Source organism: Methylobacter tundripaludum SV96, from assembly GCF_000190755.2.
GTDB classification, from domain to species: Bacteria; Pseudomonadota; Gammaproteobacteria; order Methylococcales; family Methylomonadaceae; genus Methylobacter_A; species Methylobacter_A tundripaludum.
Genome location: NZ_JH109152.1, coordinates 1220259 through 1245607, shown reverse-complemented (window position 1 = coordinate 1245607; position 25349 = coordinate 1220259). Strand labels below are relative to the sequence as shown.

18 protein-coding genes are annotated in these 25349 nt (G+C 50.9%); 10 read left to right on the top strand and 8 right to left on the bottom strand.

All coding sequences use genetic code 11. The annotated features are described in order from the left end of the window. Positions 1 to 252: 252 nt before the first annotated feature. Entirely contained in the window at positions 253 to 1668 is a 1416-nt protein-coding gene (gene ntrC / locus METTU_RS05630; RefSeq protein WP_006890341.1) for a nitrogen regulation protein NR(I), read from the bottom strand. Next, positions 1661 to 2716 carry a nitrogen regulation protein NR(II) gene (gene glnL / locus METTU_RS05625; RefSeq protein ID WP_006890340.1) on the bottom strand — a complete coding sequence of 352 codons (1056 nt, stop codon included), beginning with the start codon at positions 2714 to 2716 and terminating at the stop codon, positions 1661 to 1663. Before glnL ends, ntrC begins: the two co-directional genes overlap by 8 nt. A 327-nt stretch (positions 2717 to 3043) precedes the next feature. Between glnL and METTU_RS05620 the strand changes: the two genes are divergently transcribed. From METTU_RS05620 to METTU_RS05575, 10 genes are all read left to right on the top strand, one after another. Then, complete coding sequence (locus METTU_RS05620) at positions 3044 to 4264, top strand: NAD(P)/FAD-dependent oxidoreductase (RefSeq protein WP_006890338.1); 1221 nt, start codon at positions 3044 to 3046, stop codon at positions 4262 to 4264. Between the two features lie 110 nt (positions 4265 to 4374). Beyond that, a complete protein-coding gene (locus METTU_RS05615) occupies positions 4375 to 7068 on the top strand; it encodes a nitrate reductase (RefSeq protein ID WP_006890337.1) in 2694 nt (897 codons plus the stop codon). Positions 7069 to 7571: 503 nt separating this feature from the next. Further along, positions 7572 to 8147: a TerD family protein gene (locus METTU_RS05610; protein WP_006890336.1), complete on the top strand. Its 576-nt coding sequence runs from the start codon at positions 7572 to 7574 to the stop codon at positions 8145 to 8147. Between the two features lie 151 nt (positions 8148 to 8298). Then, on the top strand, positions 8299 to 8895 hold the full coding sequence (locus METTU_RS05605) for a TerD family protein (RefSeq protein ID WP_006890335.1): 597 nt from the start codon (positions 8299 to 8301) through the stop codon (positions 8893 to 8895). A gap of 6 nt (positions 8896 to 8901) precedes the next feature. Next, the gene (locus tag METTU_RS05600) at positions 8902 to 9924 is read left to right on the top strand and encodes an ATP-grasp domain-containing protein (protein WP_006890334.1); all 1023 of its coding nucleotides are present in this window, start codon (positions 8902 to 8904) and stop codon (positions 9922 to 9924) included. A gap of 250 nt (positions 9925 to 10174) precedes the next feature. Beyond that, positions 10175 to 11365, top strand: coding sequence for a phosphoribosyltransferase domain-containing protein (locus tag METTU_RS05595; RefSeq protein WP_006890333.1), 1191 nt, complete (start codon positions 10175 to 10177; stop codon positions 11363 to 11365). Further along, positions 11337 to 12101 (top strand): HAD family hydrolase, encoded by a 765-nt coding sequence (locus METTU_RS05590; protein ID WP_006890332.1) that lies wholly within the window; start codon positions 11337 to 11339, stop codon positions 12099 to 12101. Before METTU_RS05595 ends, METTU_RS05590 begins: the two co-directional genes overlap by 29 nt. A gap of 239 nt (positions 12102 to 12340) precedes the next feature. Then, the gene (locus METTU_RS05585) at positions 12341 to 13432 is read left to right on the top strand and encodes a cysteine protease StiP domain-containing protein (RefSeq protein ID WP_006890331.1); all 1092 of its coding nucleotides are present in this window, start codon (positions 12341 to 12343) and stop codon (positions 13430 to 13432) included. Next, a complete protein-coding gene (locus tag METTU_RS05580) occupies positions 13429 to 14370 on the top strand; it encodes an HpcH/HpaI aldolase/citrate lyase family protein (protein ID WP_006890330.1) in 942 nt (313 codons plus the stop codon). Before METTU_RS05585 ends, METTU_RS05580 begins: the two co-directional genes overlap by 4 nt. A gap of 267 nt (positions 14371 to 14637) precedes the next feature. Next, on the top strand, positions 14638 to 15090 hold the full coding sequence (locus METTU_RS05575; protein ID WP_006890329.1) for a tellurite resistance TerB family protein: 453 nt from the start codon (positions 14638 to 14640) through the stop codon (positions 15088 to 15090). A 63-nt stretch (positions 15091 to 15153) separates the two neighbouring features. Here the strand turns inward: METTU_RS05575 and METTU_RS05570 are convergent, their stop codons facing one another. The 6 genes from METTU_RS05570 to METTU_RS05545 all read right to left on the bottom strand — a co-directional run bounded on the left by METTU_RS05570 (position 15154) and on the right by METTU_RS05545 (position 25263). Continuing rightward, positions 15154 to 16890, bottom strand: a complete 1737-nt coding sequence (locus tag METTU_RS05570) for a bifunctional protein-serine/threonine kinase/phosphatase (RefSeq protein ID WP_006890328.1) — start codon at positions 16888 to 16890, stop codon at positions 15154 to 15156. Positions 16891 to 17082: 192 nt separating this feature from the next. Then, positions 17083 to 18561 (bottom strand): NarK family nitrate/nitrite MFS transporter, encoded by a 1479-nt coding sequence (locus METTU_RS05565; protein ID WP_006890327.1) that lies wholly within the window; start codon positions 18559 to 18561, stop codon positions 17083 to 17085. A 690-nt stretch (positions 18562 to 19251) separates the two neighbouring features. Then, positions 19252 to 20532, bottom strand: coding sequence for an alginate export family protein (locus METTU_RS05560; RefSeq protein ID WP_006890326.1), 1281 nt, complete (start codon positions 20530 to 20532; stop codon positions 19252 to 19254). A 191-nt stretch (positions 20533 to 20723) separates the two neighbouring features. Then, positions 20724 to 22589: an ABC transporter ATP-binding protein gene (locus METTU_RS24345; protein ID WP_006890325.1), complete on the bottom strand. Its 1866-nt coding sequence runs from the start codon at positions 22587 to 22589 to the stop codon at positions 20724 to 20726. Between the two features lie 14 nt (positions 22590 to 22603). Continuing rightward, positions 22604 to 23620 (bottom strand): ABC transporter permease, encoded by a 1017-nt coding sequence (locus tag METTU_RS05550; RefSeq protein WP_006890324.1) that lies wholly within the window; start codon positions 23618 to 23620, stop codon positions 22604 to 22606. Positions 23621 to 23862: 242 nt separating this feature from the next. Further along, complete coding sequence (locus tag METTU_RS05545) at positions 23863 to 25263, bottom strand: CmpA/NrtA family ABC transporter substrate-binding protein (RefSeq protein WP_006890323.1); 1401 nt, start codon at positions 25261 to 25263, stop codon at positions 23863 to 23865. Positions 25264 to 25349: the final 86 nt, after the last annotated feature.

Here is a 25349-nt window from a genome sequence, read left to right as displayed (position 1 = left end):
TGGTATCCACCCTATAGGCAAAGCTTCCGCTTATCTACAGGCAAAAAAAATGCGGCCGAGTGGGCCGCATTAGAGAAGGATATAAAACTCTGAATTCCGAGGAGGAAATTTGCATCTCAAGAGTTGTATATATATTAGTAAAAATACGTAGGCGATGGAATGTGACATATTGTCGCAGAATTTTAGTAGGTTTTTCTTGGCGATTATTCCCTCGCTGTGAAGCGCTACTTCAACGCACTGCGTAACGACCCATCATATCCCCAACTCCTGAATTTTTCGGGTCAAGGTGTTTCGACCGTAGCCCAATAAAATAGCCGCTTCATGCCGTTTTCCGTGGGTAAAGTTTAACGCCGCCTTTATTAAAATGCTTTCAACGGTGGGGATGATTTGTTTGGCGATTTCGGCCTCGTTCCCACGCAACAGCTGCTGGTCTATCCAGTTCCTCAGCAATGCTTCCCAGCCGGTTTCGGCCGCGTTTTTTTCTGATGTGGTATTAAGCAACTCGGGCGGCAGATCGTGCAGATGAATTTCCCGGCCCGACGCCATTACGGTCAGCCAGCGACAGCTGTTTTCCAACTGTCTTACATTGCCCGGCCAGTCCAGCGTGCTTAAAAAAGCCTCAGCCTCGGGTTTTAAGACTTTAATTTCGGTATTGAGTTCGACAGCCGCCTGATTTAAAAAGTGGCGCAGCAGCAAGGGGATGTCCTGTTTGCGTTCGCGCAGGGGCGGGATGTGGATGCGGATCACGTTTAAGCGGTGGAATAAATCTTCCCGAAAGCGGCCTTGCTCTACCAGCGTTTCAAGGTTCTGATGGGTGGCGGCGATAATGCGCACATCGACTTTAACCGATGAGTACGAGCCGACCGGATAGAACTCGCCATCGGCCAGCACCCGTAATAAACGGGTTTGCAGTTCGGCGGGCATGTCGCCGATTTCATCAAGAAACAGGGTGCCGCCATCGGCTTGTTCAAAGCGTCCGGCGCGGCGCGATTGTGCGCCGGTAAAGGCGCCTTTTTCATGACCGAATAGTTCCGATTCCATCAGGTCTTTGGGAATGGCGGCCATATTCAGGGCGATGAACGGGCTGGCGGCTCTGGGGCTGTGGCGATGCAAGGCTTTGGCCACCAACTCCTTGCCGGTTCCCGATTCGCCGTTGATGAGCACGGTGATATGCGACCTTGCCAGTCTGCCTATAGCGCGGAATACCTCTTGCATCGAAGGCGCTTCGCCGATAATTTCCGGCGTAGATTCATCGGCCGTGTGGGCATCTGAAGCCGATCCCTCAAGTTGCTGCTGTCGGCTATGAATGCAGGCTCTATGAGCCAGATCGACGACTTCTTTAATGTCAAAGGGCTTGGGCAAGTACTCAAAAGCGCCGCCGTGGAACGCCGAGACCGCGCTTTCCAGGTCGGAATGCGCAGTCATCACAATAACCGGCAGGTTCGGGTGGCTCAATTGAATTTTGTTCAAAAGTTCCAGCCCGTCCATGCCGGGCATGCGAATATCGGTAATCAGGGCGTCGGGTAAATCGTTCTGCAATGCGTTTATCAAATCGGCCGCACCGGAAAAACTGCGGGTGTTGATGTCTGCTTTTTGCAGCGCTTTTTCTACGACCCAGCGTATGGATTTGTCGTCGTCGATGATCCAGACAGTTTCGGACTTAGTCATTGCCGGTCTCCCGTAGCGCAATAATGGGTAAGAAGATTGAAAACACCGTGTTTCCAGGTTCGCTGCTACATTCAATCAAGCCGTTATGCTGATTGATCAGCGCTTGAGCTATCGACAAACCCAGTCCCGTGCCGTCCGCGCGCCCGGTAATCATCGGATAAAATATTTGATTCATCATGTCGGCGTCGATTCCCGGTCCGTTATCGATAATGTCGCACTTCACCGCCAATTTATAGCGCTTGCGGCCAATGGTCACTTGCCGGTGAATTCGGGTTTTGATGGTGATGTTGCCTTCGCCGTTCAGCGCCTGAACGGCATTCTTGGCGATATTTAAAATAGCCTGAATGAGCTGGTCTTTATCCGCCAGTATGTTAGGGATACTGGGGTCGTAGTCGGATTTAATGGTCAGGCTGGACTCGGCTTGAACCAGCTGCCTGACTCGCTCCAGCACTTCATGAATATTGATGGCTTTTTTATTGGGCAGCTTGTTGGGGCCCAGCATTTTATCCATCAAGCCTTGCAGGCGGTCGGATTCGGCAATGATAATCCGGGTGTACTCCTTGAGTTCCGGGTCATTCAATTCCAGGTCCAGTAACTGTGCCGCGCCGCGCAAGCCGCCCAACGGGTTTTTGATTTCATGCGCCAAGCCTCGGACCAGTAATCTGGCGGTGTTCTGCTGGGTTAATAAGCGCTCTTCCTTGGATATGCGCAGGTGATTGTCCACTTGTTGGAATTCAACCAGAATCTCGTTGACCCGCTCATTTTTCAATAACGGCGTTGCGCTAAAGTTGATGGTGACGCTGTGGCTCATACGATCCAGGATAAGCTCCCGGTCTACCAGGGGTTCCGCCATGGTTAAGCATTGCTGTAAATTCATCAGCAGGGCGGGATCGGAAGATTTGAACAACTCCTGAGCGCCGAGACCTACCAAGTGGCGCGAGCTGTCGGCAAGCAGGATTTCTCCGGCAGAATTAATGTAAGTGAGGGCTAGATTGCGATCGAATAACAAGATTGCGGCGTTGAGGTGGTCAAGTATACGTTTATGCATAGTTTGCTTTAAAGTCTTTTAAAGTAAGGGCGTTATAGTTTTCATAGCAATTTGCAGGCCGACAATGGGAACAGGCGCAAGCTTGGATGTTTATCGGTTACTGCGCACTGTTATTGTTCGATTAACTGAGGCTTTAGATTATTTACGCACCATTTTAGCGCATAAATTTTTTATTTTTAGGGATTATCTTCGGGAAAGCACCAACGCCGGTATGCGGCATGTAGTTTGCTATTGAATTGCAAACAGCGTGTAAGCGAATACCCACCGGGTGCCCGTAAATTTGCGTACATAGCTTGATTTGATAGCTTTAACCATAAGGAATACCGGATGAAACAACGCTTGGTCGTCATCGGCAACGGCATGGCGGGTATGCGAACCGTAGAGGAACTGCTAACCGCCGCGCCGGATAAATACGACATTACCGTGTTCGGCGCTGAGCCTTACGGCAACTACAATCGCATCATGCTGTCCTCGGTGCTGTGCGGCGAAAAAACCATTGAGGACATTGTCATCAATAACCGTCAATGGTACATCGACAACGGCATAACGCTCTATGCGGGCGAAGATAAAGCCGTGGCGCGGATAGACCGGATAAACAAAAAAATCTATGCGCTGGACGGCACATTTGCCGGGTATGACCGGCTGTTGATCGCTACCGGCTCCAAAGCCGTCATACCGCCGATTTCGGGCAATGACCTGGAAGGCGTAATCAGCTTTCGGGACATCGTCGATGTCAACAAAATGCTGGCTTACAGCCGTAGCTATAACAAGGCCGTGGTCTTGGGCGGCGGGCTGTTAGGTTTGGAAGCCGCCAACGGTCTGGTTTCAAGAGGCATGGACGTCACGGTGATTCATAATCATGAAGTATTGCTGAACCGGCAAATGGACAGGCCTGCAGCAAAAATGCTGCAAACGGAACTGGAGCAACGCGGCCTGAAATTTAAAATGGCCGCCAAACTCAAGCAATTGTCGGGCGATGAACAGGGGCATATTACGACGGTAAGTTTCGAAGACGGCAGCCAACTCGAATGCGATCTGTTTATTACGGCAATCGGCGTACGTCCCAACATGGCGCTGGCCCAGGAAGCGGGGATTTACTGCGAGCGCGGCATCGTCGTTAACGATACCTTGCAAAGTTACGACCCCAGCATTTATGCGGTCGGAGAATGTATCCAGCATCGCGGCGCTACCTTCGGCCTGGTTGCTCCGCTGTTTGAGCAGGCCAAAGTCTGCGCCAATCATCTCAGTGCGCATGGCGCGGCGGAATATATCACCTTGCCGACTGCGACCAAGCTTAAAGTAACGGGTATCAACCTGTTTTCGATCGGCGATTTTCAAGGTGATGTAAACTGTGAATACATCCATTTTACCGATCCCGCTGTAGGCATTTACAAGAAGTTGGTCATTAAGGCCAATAAGCTGATTGGCGCGGTGCTGTACGGTGATACGGCCGATGGCAGCTGGTATCAGGAATTGCTGGAGAAGGAAGACAATATTTCCGACATAAGAGATATGCTGATTTTCGGTAAAGCTTATGCCGTCGCGTAGGGTACGCTGTGCGTATCTTTACTTGAATTTCGTGGCGGTTGATAAGGTACGCACAGCGTACCCTACGCGATTTCATGGCGAATTAACCTACTTACTTCAAACTGTTTTTAATGAATAAAACGATACAAACCACTTGCCCCTATTGCGGCGTAGGCTGCGGAATCAGCGCGAAGGTCGATGATGCGCATCATCGCCTTAAAATCAGCGGCGACACTTCGCATCCGGCTAATTTCGGTCGGCTTTGCTCTAAAGGCTCGGCGCTCGGCGAAACCATCGAACTCAAAGGCAGGCTATTGCAGCCCAAAGTCTATGGGCGTGAAACCAGCTGGACGGAAGCGCTGGATCTGGTGGCCGATTCCTTTATCAGCGTTATCGATAAATACGGCGCGGATGCGGTGGCGATTTACGGCTCCGGGCAATTGTTGACTGAAGATTATTATGTCGCCAACAAGCTGATGAAAGGTTTTATCGGCAGCGGCAATATGGATACCAACAGCCGTTTGTGCATGTCGTCGTCGGTCGCCGGGCATAAGCGCGCCTTCGGCTCCGATACCGTGCCGGGCTGTTATGAGGATTTCGAGCAGGCCGAGATGATCGTACTGATCGGCTCGAATGCGGCGTGGTGTCATCCGGTCAGTTTCCAGCGGATACGCGCGGCCAAGGAAGCCAATCCGGCCTTGAAAATCGTGGTGATCGACCCGCGCCGCACCGTCAGTTGCGACATCGCCGATTTGCATTTACCGCTGGCGAGCGGCACTGATGCCGTCTTGTTTAACGGTCTGCTGCATTTTTTGAGCGAGCAAAACGCGCTGGATTCGGCTTATATCGAAGCGCATACCGAAGGTTTTGTTGAAGCCCTGAATACTGCCAATGTCGATATTGAACAGGTCGCAAAGGCGTGTCGGCTAAATAAAGACGACCTGCACCGTTTTTATCAATGGTTTGCCGGACATGAAAAAGTCATGAGCCTGTATAGCCAGGGCATCAATCAATCGTCATCCGGCACCGACAAGGTTAATGCCATTATCAACTGCCACTTGGCGACCGGCAGCATCGGCAAGCCGGGGATGGGGCCGTTTTCGCTAACCGGACAACCCAATGCGATGGGCGGGCGCGAAGTCGGCGGCTTGTCGCATCAGCTGGCTGCGCACATGGATTTTTCCAGCGCCGACGATATAGAGCGGGTCGCACGGTTTTGGAATACCTCAAACATTGCCCAAAAGCCGGGTTATCCGGCCGTGGAATTATTCGACGCCATTTACGACGGCAAAGTCAAAGCCGTGTGGATTATGGGCACCAACCCCGTGGTCAGCTTGCCCAATGCCGATAAAGTCAAACAAGCCTTGCAGGGCTGCGAGTTTGTGGTGGTGTCCGATTGCATCGCCGACACCGATACCACCGCCTTGGCGCATGTGCTGTTACCCGCGCAAGGCTGGAGCGAAAAAGACGGCACGGTCACCAATTCCGAGCGGCGCATTTCGCGGCAACGGGCGTTATTTAAACCGGCGGGCGGCGCAAAACCCGATTGGTGGATTATCACCCAAGTGGCGCGGCGCATGGGTTTTGAACAGGCGTTCCATTATCAAAGTCCGGTAGAGATTTTTCGCGAACACGCCGCGCTGTCCGGCTTTGAAAATAACGGCCTGCGCGATTTCGACATATCGGCGTTTGCGAATATGTCCCGGCATGATTACGACCGATTGCAACCGACCCAATGGCCGGTTAATCAGGCTTATCCGCAGGGCAGGGCAAGGCTGTTTGATGATGGGAAGTTTTTTACCGAGTCGGGCAAAGCCAAGTTTATTGCGGTCACGCCGCGATTGCCGGTCAATCCGCCGGATCAGGATTATCCATTAATTTTAAATACCGGCCGATTGCGCGACCAGTGGCATACCATGACCCGCACGGCTATTGCGGCGAAATTAAACCAGCACAAAGCCGAGCCTTTTGTGGAGGTGCATCCGGTTGATGCCCAAAGTTACGGCTTGGTGGGAAACAGTCTGGCAACCATTGAAAGCCATTGGGGATCAATGATTGCACGGGTGCAGATTACCGACAGCCAACTTCCAGGCAACGTTTTTGTGCCGATGCACTGGACCGAACAATACGCCAGCCGTGGACGGATGGGCGCGTTGGTCAACTCGATAGTCGACCCGATTTCCAACCAACCGGAAAGCAAGCATACGCCGGTGCGCATCAAAGCGTATCAACCCGCCTGGCAAGGTTTTATCCTGTCCCGCGGCGAGTTAAGCATGGTTGCACCGGACTATTGGGTGAAAGTTAAAGGCGAACAGGTTTATCGTTATGAACTGGCCGGGCTTAGCTTGCCTGAAAACTGGCAGGAATGGGCGCAAAAAAACCTCAGCGATAATGACGGCGCAACGCCGCAGTGGCAGGAATATCAAGATCCCGCTCAAGGTAATTACAGAGCCGCGCGTATCGTGAACAATCAGCTGGAAAGCGTGGTTTTTATCGCCGCCGCCGGGTCCGCGTTGCCGGCGACTGCATGGATGCAGGAGGTAGAGCAACGCAGGGAGCGGTTGCCGGAGCGTAACTGGTTGACCGGCCTGTTTGCAAAAACAGAATTGGAAAAAGCCGAGCGCATGGCGTTATTGACCGGCAAGCCGCCCGTAGGCGTCGCCGATGTCGGCACCATCGTCTGCGCCTGCTTTAATGTCGGGGAAAAAACCATCCAAGCCGCGATCAGGGAAAAAGGACTCAAAACCCATCAGGAAGTCGGTCGTTGCCTTAAAGCCGGAACCAACTGCGGCTCCTGTGTGCCGGAGATTAAAGCGCTGTTGTGAACGAAACGGATGAGGCGGTGTAGGGCGTGCCGTGCGCGCCTTTGAAACCCAGGCGCGCACGGCACGTCCTACAGAGGATAGTTCCGGGCAGTGATAAGGAAAATCAAATCCGAGTCATCTGCGGCCTATCTTTTCCGCGGCGGTAATGGACAACGCGTAGTAACATCAGCGCTTAAATCGGAATACACGCTCGGCAATCGCTCTACTTCCCCCATCTTGGAGTTGCATACCTTCTCCCGAATGCGCATCAGATAAATACACTTCCGTGGACTACATGGCTTACTATGCAAGCCGTTTATTAGCGGTTATCATGGCGACCGGCACCTGTCGACATATTATGGAAATTTAAAGTCGTAGCTCACAGTGGTACTCAGGCGGATTGGCGGCTTTGACTTGCCGATACGGGATTAATTCCAGCGTATAACAAAAAACTTCCATTAGTCGCTGAGCGGCTTTAACGGTGGTAATCCACTATAAACTTCAATAACAATCAGGAGAGAATCATGGCAGTATCACTTACGAAAGGCGGTAACGTTAATCTCAGTAAAGAATCCCCAGGATTGAATAAAATCGCAGTGGGATTAGGCTGGGACGCCCGTGCAACCGATGGCGCGGCGTTTGATTTAGATGCGAGTGCCTTTCTGGTTAAAATGGACGGTAAAGTCCGCTCAGACAGCGATTTTTGTTTTTACAATAACAAAGTGGTCGGCGATGGCGCGGTTCAGCACATGGGTGACAATACCACCGGCGCAGGCGACGGCGATGATGAAACCGTCAAGGTTGAATTATCCAAAGTCCCCGCCGACCTCGACAAAATCGTGTTTGCCGTAACCATTCATGAGGCCGACGCGCGTAAGCAGAATTTCGGTCAAGTTAACCATGCCTATATTCGTATTACCAACCAGGACGGCGGCGCAGAAATTGCCCGTTACGATTTGAGTGAAGACGCCTCAATCGAGACTGCGATGATTTTCGGCGAAATCTACCGCGTCGGCGCAGACTGGAAGTTTAAAGCCGTCGGCCAAGGTTTTGCCGGTGGACTTGGACCTTTAGCCGCTTCTTTTGGGGTTAATGTTTAATTGCTCCATATTGGTAAATAAGCAATTAAAGAATTTATTCACCACGAAGACACGAAGACACGAAGAACACGAAGATATAAAGCTTCGTGTTCTTCGTGTCTTCGTGGTGATTTATTAATATCTACTGCAAAAAAAACATGGGGCAATGTATATGGCTATTAATCTACAAAAAGGACAAAAAATTTCCTTGTCCAAAGAATCCGGCGGCGCGCTGAGCAAGGTCGTCATGGGCTTGGGCTGGGACGCTAAAAAAGTCCCCGTCAGCATGTTAAAAGGCTTGTTTGGCGGCGGAAAAAGCGAAGACTCCATTGATTTGGATGCTTCTTGCGTATTGTTTGACGATCAAAACAAGGTCGTCGATATTATTTATTTCGGTCAGCTGAAAAGCAAAGACGGCAGCATTGTGCATACCGGCGACAACCGTTCCGGCGCAGGCGACGGCGATGACGAGCAAATCAAGGTTGATCTGGATAAAGTGCCTGCCAATGTTAAATCGCTGGTGTTTACCGTTAACTCCTTTTCAGGCCAGACTTTCGATGAAGTTGAAAATGCGTATTGCCGCATCGTCGACAGCAGCAATAATGCGGAAGTTGCCCGTTATACCTTGAGTTCGCAAGGCCCCCATACCGCACAAATCATGGCGAAAGTGTACCGGCATAACGGCGAATGGAAAATGCATGCGATAGGCGAAAATGGCGTAGGTCGAACCATTGACGCGTTGTTGCCGCAAATTATCATTCATTTGTAGGCATCAATGAGAATTTGGTTTAACAAGACATTTTCGACCATACACGCCGTATTTAGAAATCTTCGCCAGTCGGTTCCGGCCGGCGAAATCACCCTGATTTGCACTCACACCCATGCCCATGCCGCCGCCTTTCTGGCTGCGGATGAAAGTTATCTTGAACCCACAGAGCTCACCGGGCAAGAGTATCTTGAGTGGTGCGTGGGTTTTTGTCGGCAACACAATATCCGGTTATTTTGGCCCGGCAAAGAAGCGGCGTTTATCAGCAAGCACCATGAATTTTTTCAGGCGATTGGCGTGCAGGTGCTGTCGGTTGCCGATGTCGACACGCTGACTTTATTGCATAACAAAGCGGATTTTTATTCCGAGTTGAGTGCAGAGGTTGCACAGACCATGGATTTTATCGCCGTTAATGACCGTGATGCGTTCGATAGCGCGGTTGCTGAATTATCGACAAGGCATCAAAGACTGTGCGTTAAGCCTGCGGTTTCGGTGTTCGGCCTGGGCTTTCGGGTTTTGGATACTGAGCGCGACAGTATCACCCAGATACTTAAAGGCGTTGAATACCAGATTCCGATGCAAGAATTGCGCTCGGGCATGGTTAACACCCCGGAATTTGCCACCCTGTTGGTCATGGAACATCTGGGCGGCCCCGAATGGAGCGTCGATTGCGCCGGGCGGCACGGCGAATTGCTGTGCGCCGTACAACGCAAAAAATCGCAACTGGCAGGCGGCGGGCAAATGATCGATAACAATGTCGAGATTGACGGCATGGTGACAAGATTAACCGCCCACTATCGGCTCAACGGTTTGTTCAATATCCAGTTCAAGGAAGGCGTTCACGGCGTGCGTTTGTTGGAAATCAACCCGCGTCCTTCGGGCGGTTTCGGCATGGCGTGTTTATCCGGCGCAAACCTGGCGCATATTGCGTTGCAGGGTATTAAAGGCGAACCCTTCCAGCCGCCGACCATTCGATATGGACTCAGGGTGACCGAGATTAATACGCCGGTGGTGATGCAGGAATTGTTGTGAGCTTTTGGTTGATTTACCGTTCCCGCGCTCCAGCGACTGTGAAACTATTATCCTAATCCGTTTAAAAGCATATTCACCACGAAGGCACGAAGAGCACGGAGAAAAAATAATTGTTTAATTCAATGTCTTGAAAACTTCGCATCCTTCGTGCCTTCGTGGTGAAGTCTTTGATTTTGTTTTAAAACGAATACTTTCACAGTCTCCAGAGCGCAGGAACGATGCAACTTACGAAATGATTCCACAACAAACTATGTCAAAAACAGTAACCGTAACATTAGACACCGGAACCCTGCATCTCGATCTGGAACCCGGACACATCCCGCTTAACCGATTGCTGGGTTTTGCAGCCAGGGTCAGCAGCAAGCGCAAGTTTTTGCTGGTCAGCAAGGTATTGGGCAAGCATTACCCGGTATCGCCGAAGTTCATGAGTTGGTCGTATCGCTCCTTGGCACGGGCGGTATTAAAAAGCGATATAGGGGCGGGATCGCTGTGGATCGGCATGGCGGAAACCGCAACCGGCTTGGGTTACGGCGTATTTGAGGCGGCCTGCCGCGAAGGTGCGGAGCAAGCCTTGTTTATCCAAACGACCCGTTATCATCTGGACGGCATCGAACGGCTTGAGTTTGAAGAAGCCCATAGTCATGCTACTGACTTCTTCTTGTATTATCCTGAGCAGACGAAACACCGTGAGCAGTTTTTAACGGCCGAAACGCTGGTCTTAATCGACGACGAAATCAGTACCGGGCTTACCTTTTTACGCCTGATTAAAGCCTATCAACGGGTTAACCCCGGTTTGCGTAAAGTGTTTATTGTCAGTCTGGTCAATTTCGCCCATCCCGATGATCGCGCCGCTTTGGAAGATCAAGCCGGTGTGGCGGTGGAATGGGTGTGTTTCAGGCAGGGACGTTTGCGTTTTGAGGACAAGCGAAACGCCGCCATCGACAGCATCACCGTCAATGTCTCGGGCAATGGCGCGTGTAAAAAAGCGCTGTTGGCCTGGCCGGGCCGGTTGGGTTTGGATGCCCCGATCAGCTTGGAAAAGGATGTGCTCGAGCAGCTATGCCGAAGCGGATTTAGCCGCGATGAGCGCCCGATTCTGGTCTTGGGCACCGGCGAATGCAACGCCCCCGCCTATTTGTTGGGGCGGGAATTGGAAAGCCAGGGCTTTAAGGTCAAGGTGCAAAGCACCACGCGCTCGCCGATTCATCAGGGTAACGATATTGGCCGGGTGTGCCGATTTGAAGATAACTACGACGACGGCATTCCCAATTTTATTTACAACCTGAACCCGGACGATTACGGCGACATTATTCTTTGCCATGAAACGCCGCTGTGCGACGCATTAAATGACCGGCTGCACGCATGGCGAGCCATCAGCGCAAGATTCGAACTTCAACCAGACAGCCCAAACCATGCAAAGCTACATTTTTTTAGACCTTGACGACACGTTGTTCCAGACCTTGAGGAAATGCGCTCCAGGTGTGGATGATCGCACCTTGCAAGTACGGGCCTTTTTGCCCGACGGTTCGGCCAATTCGTTCGCCACGCAAAAGCAGCAATGGCTATGGCACTGGCTAGCCAAAGGCTTCAAAATCGTACCGGTGACGGCGCGCGATGTACATGCCTTTGAACGCGTCAACCTGCCTTTTCAGGAAGAAGTGGTGTTGAACCACGGCGCGGTGATTTTGGACAAACAGCGCGCTGTCGATAAGGTGTGGATGGACAACATCATGCAAGCCTTGCCCGCGTACCATGGAAAGTTGCTGGAAGTGTGGGCGGAAGTCGAGCTTTATGCCAAACGCCGGCCCGGTTTTAAGCCCCGGCTGGTCGACGATTTCGGCATAACCTGGTATGGCGTGATCAAACACAGCGACGGCACCGAAGCGATCTTGAAAACGCTGCTGGATGAGGTGATCAAGTCGCATCCGCACGTTGTCGACGGCAGTTTGTATTGGCATTTGAACGGCAACAATCTCGCGGTATTACCGAAAATCATCAACAAGGAAAGCGCGGTGAGCTATTTGCTGGAAGGCTATAGACGGCAGCATCCCCAATTATTAACCTTTGGCGCGGGCGACAGCAAGACCGATGCGGCGTTTATGGCGTTGTGCGATTACGCGTTAATTCCCAAGAATACCCAGCTGTTTCAAACGCTGGCTTGTGTTGAGACACTATAAATGATGTTATTCGAGTCGTATAAAAATACCTCGAATAGTGCAAGGAAAAAACTTTTCACCACGAAGACACGAAGAACACGAAGTTATGCTAGTTCCCAAGCTCCAGCTTGGGAATTCGGTGTGGGAAGTTCCAGCTTCCCGTTTCGCGAAGCTGGAACTTCGTCATCCGGGTTCCCAAGCTGGATTGGGAACCCGCGTAAATACGTGTGTGCATCAATAAATTGCCGAGAAATCACTAAATGACAATTCCTTTCACCGGCAGTTATAGCTTAGACGACGTACAGTTCCTGTTAAAACCGATGGCGATGCAGGATACGCCGGTTCATATTAAGGAAGCCCTGATTCAATCCGGCAAAAAACATTATTCCCAGATGCTGACGCATGAGTCCTTGCCGCCGGAACATTATTTGCCGCTGTTTTATCAGGCGATGGACTTGAATCAACAGCGCATGGCCGGACATTTGCTGGCCTTGGCGAAGCGCATCTTGGCCACCCGTCCGCACGGCATTACCCTGGTTTCACTGGCGAGAGCCGGAACACCGGTCGGCGTGCTGCTCAAGCATGTGCTCAAACGCCATTTCAACACCGAAGCAAACCATTATTCCATTTCCATACTGCGGGATGTCGGTATCGATCAAAATGCCTTGCGCCGTATTTTGCAAAATCATGCGCCGGAATCGTTGGTTTTTGTCGACGGTTGGACCGGGAAGGGCGTTATTGCGCGACAATTGGCCGCCAGCTTACAGGCTTTTGCGGTCACCGATGGCGTGACTATTCCGGCTGAATTGTATGTGCTGACCGATTTGTCAGGCAGCGCAACGGTTGCCGCTGCTTCGGAGGATTATCTGATCCCTTCGTGCATCCTGAATGCCACCGTATCCGGATTGGTCAGCCGTTCGGTTTACGACCCGAATACAGCCGCCCCAGCCGATTTCCATGGTTGCGTTTATTACCGGCAGTTTGAGCAACACGATTTATCCCGTTATTTCATTGACACGATGCTGGCTTGCGTTGACCATGCGCGGCAAGAATGCGCGAGCGACTTTGAAATCGGCTCTCATGACCGGCTACAATTACAAAGTGTTTCCCAAGCGCTATTGAGCTGGATTAGCGAACGTTACGGCGTTAAACAGCATAATTACATCAAGCCCGGTATCGGTGAGGCGACGCGGGTTTTATTGCGCCGCGAAGCACAGGTGTTGATATTACAGGATTCGGATTGCGAGGCTACCCGGCATTTGCGCTGGCTGGCCGAATCCCTGTCTATTCCGATAGATATTGTTACCGACCTGCCGTATCGGGCGGTGGCGCTAATCAGAGAGATGCAATGATGAATACACCGCCAAAATCTTTTTCACCGTGGTGTTTAGGTGCCTCACTGTATATGCCCGCGCATCGCCTGGACCTGATGGATTGCGCCAATGGCGAAAAATTGGAAGCCTTGCGGTCGATGATTTTTTGCACCGAAGACGCCGTCTCTCATGCCGAGGTCGACAGCAGCCTACGTCATTTAGGGCTTTGCTTGCAGGGCTTCAGGGACACGCCGACCCGGTTCCGTTTTATTCGCGCCAGAAATCCGGAAATCCTGGCCCGCCTGCTGGATCTGCCCGATATTGACAAAGTCGACGGCTTTGTGTTGCCGAAATTTAACGAGGCTAATTTTCACGCTTATTTCGATCAATTGCAGGGCACGCCGTTTAAGGTTATGCCGACGCTGGAAACCAAGGAGGTTTTCGATGTCGGCGCGATGAACGAATTGCGTCAGGGCTTACTACAGGACGCTGTTTTTGCGCGGATATTAATGCTGCGCATTGGCGGCAACGACTTGATGAATCTTTTAGGTATCAGGCGGCCAAGGGCTATGACCGTGTATGAAACGCCGCTGGGTCATGTGATAGCGCAGCTGGTTACGGTGTTTAAGCCTTACGGCTTTTCGTTGGCCGCGCCGGTGTTCGAATACCTGGATGATGCCGTTACCCTACAAAAAGAGATTCGACTGGATTTGGCGCATGGCTTGATCGGTAAAACCGCCATTCATCCAACCCAGGTGCCTGTCATCGAAGCCATGTACAGCGTCGATAGCGGAGATTACGAAATGGCGTTGGCCTTGAGTCAAAGTTCTTCGCCCGCGGTGTTCAGGATGCACGACGCGATGTGCGAAGTGGAGACGCATAAGCAATGGGGACGGGATATTATAGACAGACAGCTGTACTATGGTGACAGGGAGTCAGTTGCTTTGCCGGAGTATACTGAGCTGTCTGTTAAATAACCGAACAGTATTTAAGAAATTTTTCACCACGAAGACACGAAGGACGGCTTTGTTGGGTTACATCTTTTCGCAGCTAGAGCACCCAGACCTGGCAGGTTTTAAAAACCTGCCAGGTCTAACTTGTGAAGTTATTTCATGCACACACCCCTAAGCTGACTTTATGCTTTAAATCTTCGTGTCCTTCGTGTCTTCGTGGTAAAAGCTTTACAGTCGTAACCCGCTACATGTCTACATAACCAACAACCTATTTAACATCAGGAGAAAACAATGAGTTTCGATAATTTTCTAAGTCAATTAAAAAGCAAAGCCAACGAGTTAAAAACAGAGGCTTTAAAATTCAAGAACAAGGATTTTTTGAATGCAGCGATGGCAGGCTCCGCATTGGTTGCGATGGCCGATGGCAGCATCAGTTCTGACGAAAAGCAAAAAATGGTCAAATTTATCGAAAGCCATGATGCGCTGTCGATTTTTACCACCAGCGATGTGATCAAGGCCTTTCAGGACTTTGTAGGCCAGCTTGAATTCGATAAGGACATCGGCGAAGCCAAAGCTTATGAAGCGCTAGGCAAGATGAAGTCGAATGCCCAAGCCTCGCGCCTGTTGGTTCGCATGATTATAGCCATTGCTTCTTCAGACGGAGTTTTTGATTTCGATGAAAAAAAGGTGGCTACCAGAATAGCCAAGGAATTAGGGATCGATCCCGCGGAATTTGAATTGTAAGCGCGTAATAAAGCCGTCATAAGTTTCGATGGGCGACCGACCGGTCGCCTGTTATTACCCTCGTTAACTGCCATGCACCAACAAATACATCAAGACCAGATTGGTAAACAGCAGCATTATCGACAAGCCTTTCCAGAATAATAACGGATTGCGCTGTATTAACGGTATGGCTTCTTCAGCGCTCAAAAACTTGCGGTTGGGTGTCGACAGGTCATAGAGAAACTCCGATAAATCGTCATAGCGAAATTGCGGGGTGATTGCGGTGGCTTTTTTTAATGCGCCGTCAATCCAGATAGGAACCATGGCATTGTGATGAAAACTGGGCACATAATGGAGCTTTCCCAGATTCATTTTGTTGGGTTTTTCAGGCATGTCCTGGCCGAAAGGCAAGGCACTGTTAAGCATTTCATAGGTGATGACGCCCAGTGAGAACAGGTCGGATTTTACCGTGCCGTGCTGTCCCAGATGATATTCAGGCGCCGTGTAATTCAAGGTGCCGAGTATGTTGTCCGCCCCGCTGTGTTCCAGCGGCGTAATTTCCGCGATACCGGCGATTTTAACCGAGCCGAAATCGATGATTTTAACGATGCCGTTGTTATCGAACATGATGTTTTCGGGTTTCAAGTCCTGATGCAGCATTTCCATACGATGAAAAGCACGCAAGCCCTTGGCAATCTGTTCGACTATTTTCCTGGCTTGTTTAATTTCAGGCTTGGGATTAGCGGTTATCCATTGCCTCAGCGTCGGCCCTTCGAGAAATTCGGTGACGTAATAAAGGCAGCTTTTTTCCCGGTTAGTGCTGAGGACTTTTAGCACATTTTCGTGACGAATGCGTTTTCCGGCCCATTCTTCATGCAGAAAATGTTCTATGTAATGGGGATCGTCATCATAAAGGATAGACGGGGTCTTCAAAATAACCTGGGTATCGGTTTTGGTATCGAAGGCCCGATAAATCTGGGTGCGCTTGCTGGCATGCAACTCCGCTTCAATCCGGTAACCGTCGATGATCATGCCGGGTTCCAACGGTGGCGGGAAGGGCAGCTTGGTGTGACGACGAATAATCTCGTCTTCTTTGGCTTCGGGCAGTTCATCGACCCTGACCAGCTGGCAGGTCAGATTGTCATCGCTGTGATTATCTGCGGCTTGCTGCATGATTTTTTCGGCAAGCAGGGTTAAATCCGCATTATCCTGGACCAGCAGTTTTTTCAGGGTTTTTTCATCGATAAAGTCGTGTACCCCGTCAGTGGTCATTAAAAACAGGTCGCCTGTTTCTAAAGACAGAGTCCGGTAATCGACTTCCAGATGCGGTTCTATGCCCATTGCCCGGTTAAGGTAGTTTTTTTCCTTAACCCAGATGCGATGATCGCGGGTTATCTGCTCAAAATTACCTTGGCGTAAACGATAAATGCGTGAATCGCCGATATGAAAAATATGCGCAGTGGTTGATTTCAGGACAATAATGCTGAGCGTGCTGACCATGCCCTTGGTCGATTCATAGCGGCTTTGTCCCTGACTGTATAACCAGGAATTGGTCGCGGAAAGAATTTTTTGTCCGGCATGTTTGACTGACCAGGAGTCGGGGGTGCTGTAATAATCGCTTAGAAAGCTGATGACGCAGCAGTGACTGGCCTGTTTCCCGGCGTCGCTGCCGCTCATGCCGTCGGCAATGGCAACGGCTATGCCTTTATGAGTCAGTTGCGGGCCTTCCGGTATTAACGAACCGAAAAAGTCCTCATTATCCGGCTTGATCCCTTTATCGCTGGCATAGCCAATGCTGACTTTGAGTGTTGGTTTGGACATGGTTAGTATCTAGGAATGGTTTATTTTAGCAGTTAAAAATAGAACGCTGATGACGCAGATGAATATGATGAGCACAGAGTGTTCAAGAAAAATCTTATTGCATCATAACTATCGGCGTCATCTGCGTTCCATTTTATTTGTTGGTGCTGAGGCTTTTTTGTCTTTCGCCTTTTACCCTTCGCCTGATTTCATTCAATTCAACTCAATCATTTCCACGGTACCGTCTTCCTGAACTTCGGCCATGTGACCTTTGGGTTCATCGATAAACTGTACGGCAATCAACACCGATAACGCCACCGCCGCGATAACCACAAAAAATACCGCCGGTGTAACAAACGATAATATGGTCAGGAACAACACGCCGCCGACATTGCCGTAAGCGCCGACCATGCCTGCGATCTGTCCGGTCATGCGCCGTTTAATCAACGGAACGATTGCATATACCGCACCGCAGCCGCCGGATACAAAGCAAGAGCAGGACATTGTTACTAAAACCGCCAACGCAATAGGCCATTCCGAATCAATCATCGACATGCAGAAATAACCTACCGACAGGCCCAGGACAAAAATGCTTAAGGACAATTTACGGCCGAATTTATCGCTAATCCAGCCGCCGATTGGCCGCGCAACCAGGTTAATAAAGGCAAAACTGCCGCCCAGCAAACCGGCTTCGACCATGGTAATGCCATGCGACTCATGGAAGGTGTCGAAGAAAAACAGCGGCAACATCGAAACTACGGCTAATTCCGAACCGAAGGTAATGAAATACGCCAGGTCCAGAATGGCAACCTGTTTGAATTTGTATTTATGGATTTCCTCTATCGGGTGTTGCAGATGCTCTTCATTGACGTGGATAATTTTATAGACGTTATAAAGGAATAAAACCCAAATGCCGGTATAAATACTAAGGGCTGCACCATTCGATAACAGGTTGGCGCCGGTTGGCGATAATTTCCAGGTTAGCAGGCTCAAGGTGGCATACAAAGGGACGCTCATCAGAATATAGAAGAACAAGTCCCAGATACTGGTGACTTCCATCGCCCCGGCTTTTTTAGGCTTAAAGTAAGTCGAACCTTTGGGGGTGTCGGACACACTGAAGAAATAAACGACTGAATAAATCAGGGCAATAACGCCTGTGGTTGCAATCGCATAGCGCCAGCCTTCGTCACCGCCATAGATCAGCGCGAGAGCGGGCAAAGCACCGGCCGCCGCAGCTGAGCCGAAGTTTCCCCAGCCGCCGTAAATACCTTCGGCAATACCCACTTGTTTGGCCGGAAACCATTCTCCGACCATGCGGATGCCGATCACAAAACCGGCGCCTATGAAGCCCAATAAGAAACGGGCCAGGGCCAGTTGCTCAAAACTGGTGGCAAAGGCGAACATAAAACAGGGAACGCTGCCTGCCGCGAGCAGTGTTGAATACGTGCGCTTAGGACCGAACTTATCGACCAGAATACCGATCACAATGCGTGCCGGAATGGTCAGGGCGACGTTTAAGATCAGGATGGTTTTTATTTCCGAGTTGTTCATGCCCAGTGTTTTAGCGATCACCATCATTAACGGTGCATGGTTAAACCACACCACAAAGCTGATAAAAAAAGCCATCCACGTCATGTGGAGAATTTTGGTTTTTCCCGAAAAGGAGAGCAGGTTAAGGCGTTGAGAGGACATGATAGATTTCCAGTTATAAAGATGACTGGATTAGCAAAAGCATGTTGCATGCCACATATACTGGGACAGTTGTAATGCTGGTTTATTTAAGGTGCGGACCGCCGAAAATGCAGGAAATAGAGCACCAAAAGCGGGCGCTTTAGACAAGCTTTCGTTCCCCGGTATTTACTCACCTACTGTATTCCTGTCGTCGTGCTCATATTTATTGCCTGAATCCATATCGGTAATATAGAGAGTAGAACAGCAATGTGTCGAACGATATAAAGTTGAAGGGGAAGGGCGAATAGGCACCATAATAATGCGTCGCGCATTATCATGGTGCAATAGAAGGTGCATTATTTTGGTGCAGAGAAATCAATAACTGATGTTACGCACGAATGGTATTTCTCCCGTTTGCCGCGCCGAGCACCGGAGCTTTTATCGAGAACAGCCCGTTAGGGGGGCGGCAGGGATGCCGCACGTCAGCAGAGGGGCAGGAGCCCCTTCTGCTGACCCTCGATAAAAGCGAGGAGCGCAGGAAGTAAGCGGCAACCGGGTCGCCTTTTCTTTGGTTACTTTCTTTTGGCGAAGCAAAAGAAAGTAACTCGCCTTCGGGTGCGACAACCCGATTTAATCAAGTGTCGCGCTAGCGACTCCTTAATGTTAAAGCGGCCGAAATTCGACTAACTGCGTAACATCAGTCAATAAGTTTTAGAAACTTATATTCCCTTGTAACCAGATTTTTTGGGTATCCGTATTAGTAAAGGTATCGGCGGCATTATAGTTGTCTGCGCTGTAATACGCATATTTCGCTAATACCGAATAATGCTTGCCGAATTTCTTAAGCGCCGAAAAATCCCACTCATCGCCATACTTAAGTTGCCCGGTATCGTCGGTAAAATTATGGTAAGTGCCGGTTAATATGACTTCGCCACGGTCAAAAGTGGAAATCATCGTGCCGAATACGTCGCGAATACCGTTTCTGGGCGTAACCAGGAATATATCCGCCCAGCCCTGGAAGGCATGGTTGGTGCCCAGCGGCGTATCAAACGTTTTATTGAGGCCTTTGCCGTCAAGCTGCTCTATGGCGCCTTGAAAGGTGAGGTTATAGGCTGTTAAGCCGCCCATCAGGTTAAGGCGGTCAACCGAGTACTTGGTCGGGCCGTGTCCGTAATCTTCCTGATGTCCCCATTCGGCGGTATAAACCACGCCGTAGTTGTCGCTCAGTTTCAGTGTGTCTCCCGGCTTTTGAAAATTGGTCATACGCAAGCCATAGGTTTCGCTGGACTTTTCATAGTTTTCCCGCTCGGTATAATTCAGCCAGTAGCCGTAACCGACCAGATTGCCGTAATCGCCGACTTTGTAATTGACGTTTAGAATAGGAGCTTCGATACGCTCGTTGGTGGCTGTAAATGTTTGTACATTACCGATATAGCCCGCATTAACGGTCAGGCCGAAAAGCTGTTGATTGTTGTGGGTGACCAGTACCGAGTCAAAGGTGGTTTCCATCTGCCGCCAGCCGACATTGCCGATAAACCGGTCGTCATCAAACTTGATGCGTTGCCGTCCGCCTTTAATCAAGGTATCGGGAATGCCGGCATAACTGAGCCATAATTGGTTGAGTTCGCTTTTTTCAGGGTCGGCAATCGTTGAGTAACGGGTATTATTGTTGCGGGTACTATTGTAATCATCCACCATCGCCAAGTTGCCCTCATATTCGGCATAACCTTGAATACCATGAAATACCGGCGACAGTAAACCGGCGCGTAAGCGGCTGGTGACAGCATTGGCTGTTTTTTGCGTGCCTCGGTCTTGATCTACGTTTTCCCAGCGCGTGTTTAGGTCGAACTTGACCGCACCGTTTTTGCCGTAATGATAGAAATTAAGCGCATCCTCAACATCCTGTGTAACGCCCGCCAAGGCTGAGCCGCTCACTACCGATAGGGCCAGTAGTGATGCAGATAAGGGGGTTTTTCTTTGTTGCTGCGGCATAAAGCCTCCTAATTGTATTTAATGTGTGGTGTTGCAAGTTGTCCGCGAAAAGCACGAAAGGGACGAAATAAAGTAGGCCGAAATGAGATCACCCAAGCGTAGCGCGGGGTGGCGTTTCCGGCTTGCCGGTTGTTCGCTGGTTGCAAAGCTGGAGCTTGGGAACTCGCATAAGTTGCCCAACGAAGCGCTTATTAATGCGTATGATCGCACTCGGTTAGAAAGCTCAAGATGCTTTCCCGGTATTTGTAATAGTCGGGATGTTCCAGCAGGGCTTTGCGGCTACGCGGCCTGGGCAAATCGATGTCTTCTATCTTGCCGATTTTAGCGTGCGGGCCGTTGGTCATCATGACCACCCGGTCTGCCAGCAGGATGGCCTCGTCGACATCATGAGTGACCACAATGGCGGTAACGTGGGTTCTTTCCCAGACTTCCATCAACACTTCCTGCAATTCCCAGCGGGTCAGCGAATCCAGCATGCCGAACGGTTCATCCAGTAACAGCAGTTTGGGCGACAAGGCAAAGGCGCGGGCAATGCCGACACGCTGACGCATGCCGTTGGACAGGTCGGCGGCTTTTTTACGGAGCGAGTCGCCCAAACCGACGCGGGTCAGATAATATTCAACAATATCGTCGCGTTCCGATTTGGAGGCGTGCGGGTAGACTTTATCTACGCCCAGCATGACGTTTTCAAACGCGGTCAACCAGGGAAACAGGCTGGGCGCCTGAAATACTACGCCACGATCAGGGCCCGCACTATCAATTTCTTTGTTGTCCAGAATAATAACGCCTTCGGAAACGCTGTTCAGACCGGCGGTCATCGATAATACGGTTGATTTACCGCAGCCGGAATGGCCGATGATCGATATGAATTCGCCTTTTTTCATTTTCAGGTCGAAGCCGTCCACGACTTTAACCGAGCTGTTGCCGTCGGGCGTCGGGTAGATTTTTGACAGCTGTGAAAACTCCAGGTAACGGGGACGGCCTAAATCGCCCAGCGCGGGTTTTATCGCCAGGGATGGTGTGTATGCCGCAGGTCCGTCGGGAACGGACGCGGCGATCGCCAGGGAGGGTGTGGATGCCGCAGGCCTGCCGGGAGCAGGCGCGGCAAAGGCCGAGTGATCACGATCCCAGTCATTGCTGGTATTGGGTTTAACATTGGGCAGGACGATTTGATCGGCGCTTGAACCCAGGTTTTTTTCGATGCCGATGTCCATTAAATAACGGGTTATTTCGGCGCGTAATCGTTTAAATTCGGCGTTATGGTTTAACGCAGTCCGGTCTCTGGGACGGTCGATATTGATATGAAAATCCGGGCCGAAGGTCGCATCGGGGCCGGGGTTAAGCGGGATAACCCGGTCCGCCATGTAAATCGCTTCATCGACATCGTTGGTAATCAGGATGACGGTTTTCTTTTCCTGTGCCCAGATTTGCAAAATCTCATCCTGCAAGTTGCCGCGTGTCAACGCATCCAGCGCGCTGAGCGGTTCGTCGAGCAGCAAAATATCGGGGTTGGCGGCCAAAGCTCTGGCGACATTGACCCGTTGCCGCATGCCGCCGGACAGTTCGGCGGGTTTTTTATCCATGGCCGCGCCGAGATTGACCATCCTGACGTATTTTTCGGTATGCGCTTTACGTTGTTCGGCAGACCAGTCTTTAAAAATCTCATCGACCGCCAACGCCACGTTTTCAAACACCGTCAGCCACGGCATCAGCGAGTAGTTTTGGAACACGACGCCGCGGTCCGGTCCCGGTGCGGTAATCGGCCGGCCTTGTTTTAGCACTTCGCCGCTATCGGCCTGAATTAACCCCGCAATAGCTGAAATCAGCGTGGTTTTTCCGCTGCCGGAAAAACCGACAATGGCAACGAATTCGCCTTCTTTAATGCTCAGGTTGATGTTGTTGAGTATGGATGTCGCTCCATAGCTCTTGCACACGGCCTTTAATTCCAACAAAGGCTGGTGGGCGTCATTCGATGGCGCAGGCGACTTGCTCTGGGTGCGCTTAGCCTGTCCTGAGCTTGTCGAAGGGTTCACAATATTAAGATTTACGACGGACATCACCGACTCCTTGATTAAAGCGCTCTACCGAAAGAGAATATGTTTTGTAAAGACTGCATGATGCGGTCCAAGGCAAAGCCGATCAGGCCGATGGTAAATACCGCAACCATGATTCTGCCCAGGGAGTTGGAACTGCCGTTCTGGAATTCATCCCAGACGAATTTGCCCAGCCCCGGATTTTGCGCCAGCATTTCCGCAGCGATCAGCACCATCCAGCCCACGCCCAGCGACAAACGCATGCCGGTGAAAATGTAAGGCAACGCAGACGGCAAAATGATTTTCTTGATTTGGGTGCTCCAGCTAAGACGCAATACTTTGCCGACATTGATCAGATCCTTGTCTATCGATGACACGCCAACGGCGGTATTGATAAGGGTCGGCCACAGCGAACACAGCGTGACGGTAATCGCGGACGTCAGGAACGATTTTTCAAACCAGGAATCATCGGTAGTCACATACACGGCACTGACCACCAGCGTGACGATGGGCAGCCAGGCCAATGGCGATACCGGCTTGAAAATCTGCACCAGCGGGTTGATCGCGGAGTTAAAGATCGGACTCATGCCGCAGAACAGGCCGAGCGGCACGGCGATCAGCGTGGCAATCACAAAGCCTGCAAAAACCGTGTAAAGGCTGGTGAAAATCTTGTCCAGGTAAGTGGCCTGGCCGTTATAGGGGCGGACTTTGATTTCAGCGGCCGGATCTTCCGCGTGTTTTTGATCGTTGCGGGTTTGCTGGCGTTGGTAGTACTCGGCTTCTTTGGCCCGTTCGGCGTAATGATCGTCCAGTAATCCGGCGGCTTCGTGCCATACCGCGACCGGGCCGGGAATTGCGCCCAGGCTGGTGTTGACTTTGGATGCGGAAAAGCTCCACAGTCCAAGGAAGACCATGAACGCGAGTATGGGGACGCCCATAATCAGCCAAAGTTGCCGGATTTGCAGGGATGGATTTTCTCCGGCGGCTATTTTTACCAAAGGGACAAACCAGGTGAGCCCGGTTATGTTTAAAAACTTTATCAGTTGGTTGTGCATTGTCGGTACCTCTAAAAGCAGGTGAAAGGCAAAAGGTTAAAGGCAAAAAAGGCGCGTCCCTGCACTAAGTCAACGTCCATTGTTTAGGTCGGCACTCACACTTTTTTTCGGGCGGGTTCCCAAGCTCTAGCTTGGGAACCCCGTGTTGGAAGCTCCAGCTTCCCGTTTCGCGACGCTGGAGCGTCTCTACTGCGTTCCCATTTATGCCCCAGAGGGTACGCCGTAGCGTGGGAACGATGGCGTTACTCAACAACCTTGCCGCTCACTACTTTTTGTTTGCCTTTAAGCCCGATAGGAAACTTGCTCAGATAATCATTGGGCTTGGTGGCGTCGAAACTGATGCCGTCAATGAAGTCGGCGCTGGGCGGCTTGATACCGGTTTCGCTGTCGGCAGGAAAATCGCCTGCTTTCGCTTTGCCTTCGGCAACCAGCGCCTTGGCCGCGGCCATGTATATATCCGGGCGATACACTTTTTTAGCGGTTTCCAGGTACCAGGCATCGGTTTTGTATTCGTTGATTTGTCCCCAACGGCGCATTTGCGTCAGACTCCAGACTGCATCGCTGTAATAAGGGTAAGAACCGTTATGACGGAAGAAGACGTTGAAATCGGGCAAGTCGCGTTTGTCGCCTTTTTCATACTCGAACGTGCCGTTCATGCTGTTGGCAAGAACCTCGTAATCAGCCCCGACATATTGTTTTTGCGACAACATTTCCACGCCTTCATTACGATTTTTATTGTTTTCCGCATCCAGCCACATCGATGCGCGAATCAAGGCTTTTATCACTGCTTTATGGGTATTGGGGTTTTTATCCGCCCATTCTTTGTTTACGCCGAAGATTTTTTCTGCGCTGTTTTTCATCAGTTCGTAATCGCTGATGACCGGTACGCCGATGCCTTTGAACACCGCTTGCTGGTTCCACGGTTCGCCGACGCAGTAGCCGACAATCGTGCCTGAATCCATGGTGGCCGGCATTTGCGGCGGCGGCGTTACAGACAGCATGGCTTCGGCGTCGATCTGGCCGGATGTGTCTTCAGGCGGCGCGTAAAAACCGGGCTTAATGCCACCGGCCGCCAGCCAGTAACGCAGTTTCATATTGTGCGTGCCGACCGGGAAAGTCATCGCCATGTTGAAAGGTTTGCCCGCGGCTTTGTATTTTTCCAGCACCGGTTTCAAGGTATCGGCCTTGATAGGATGTACCGGCTTGCCGTCTTTCATCGGAATCTGCGGCTTCATTTGTTTCCAGACATCGTTGGATACGGTAATCGCATCGCCGTTTAAGGTCAGGGTGAAGGCGCTGACTATATCGGCTTTGGTGCCATAGCCGATGGCGGTGCCAAAGGGTAGGGTTGCCAGCATGTGCGCGCCGTCCAGTTCGCCGCTGACGACACGGTCTAATAATACTTTCCAGTTGGCTTGTGCTTCCAATTGCACGGAAAGACCTTCATCTTCGAAATAGCCTTTTTCCAGGGCAACCGCCAACGGCGCCATATCGGTCAGTTTGATGAAACCGAGTTTTAAGCTTTCCTTTTCCAGCTTTTCAGCTGCGTAGGCACTGGTTGCAAAGGAAAAGGTTGATACCGCAGCCACGGCAACCAGCGCCGTAACCAGTTTTTTGATAGTAAATCGTCCGGTTTGTTTCATATTGACCTCAGCAGGTTTGAAAAAATCAGCAAAAAAAAAGCGTCACCTAACGGAATACGTACTGTATTCAGTCTGGTAGACGCCTT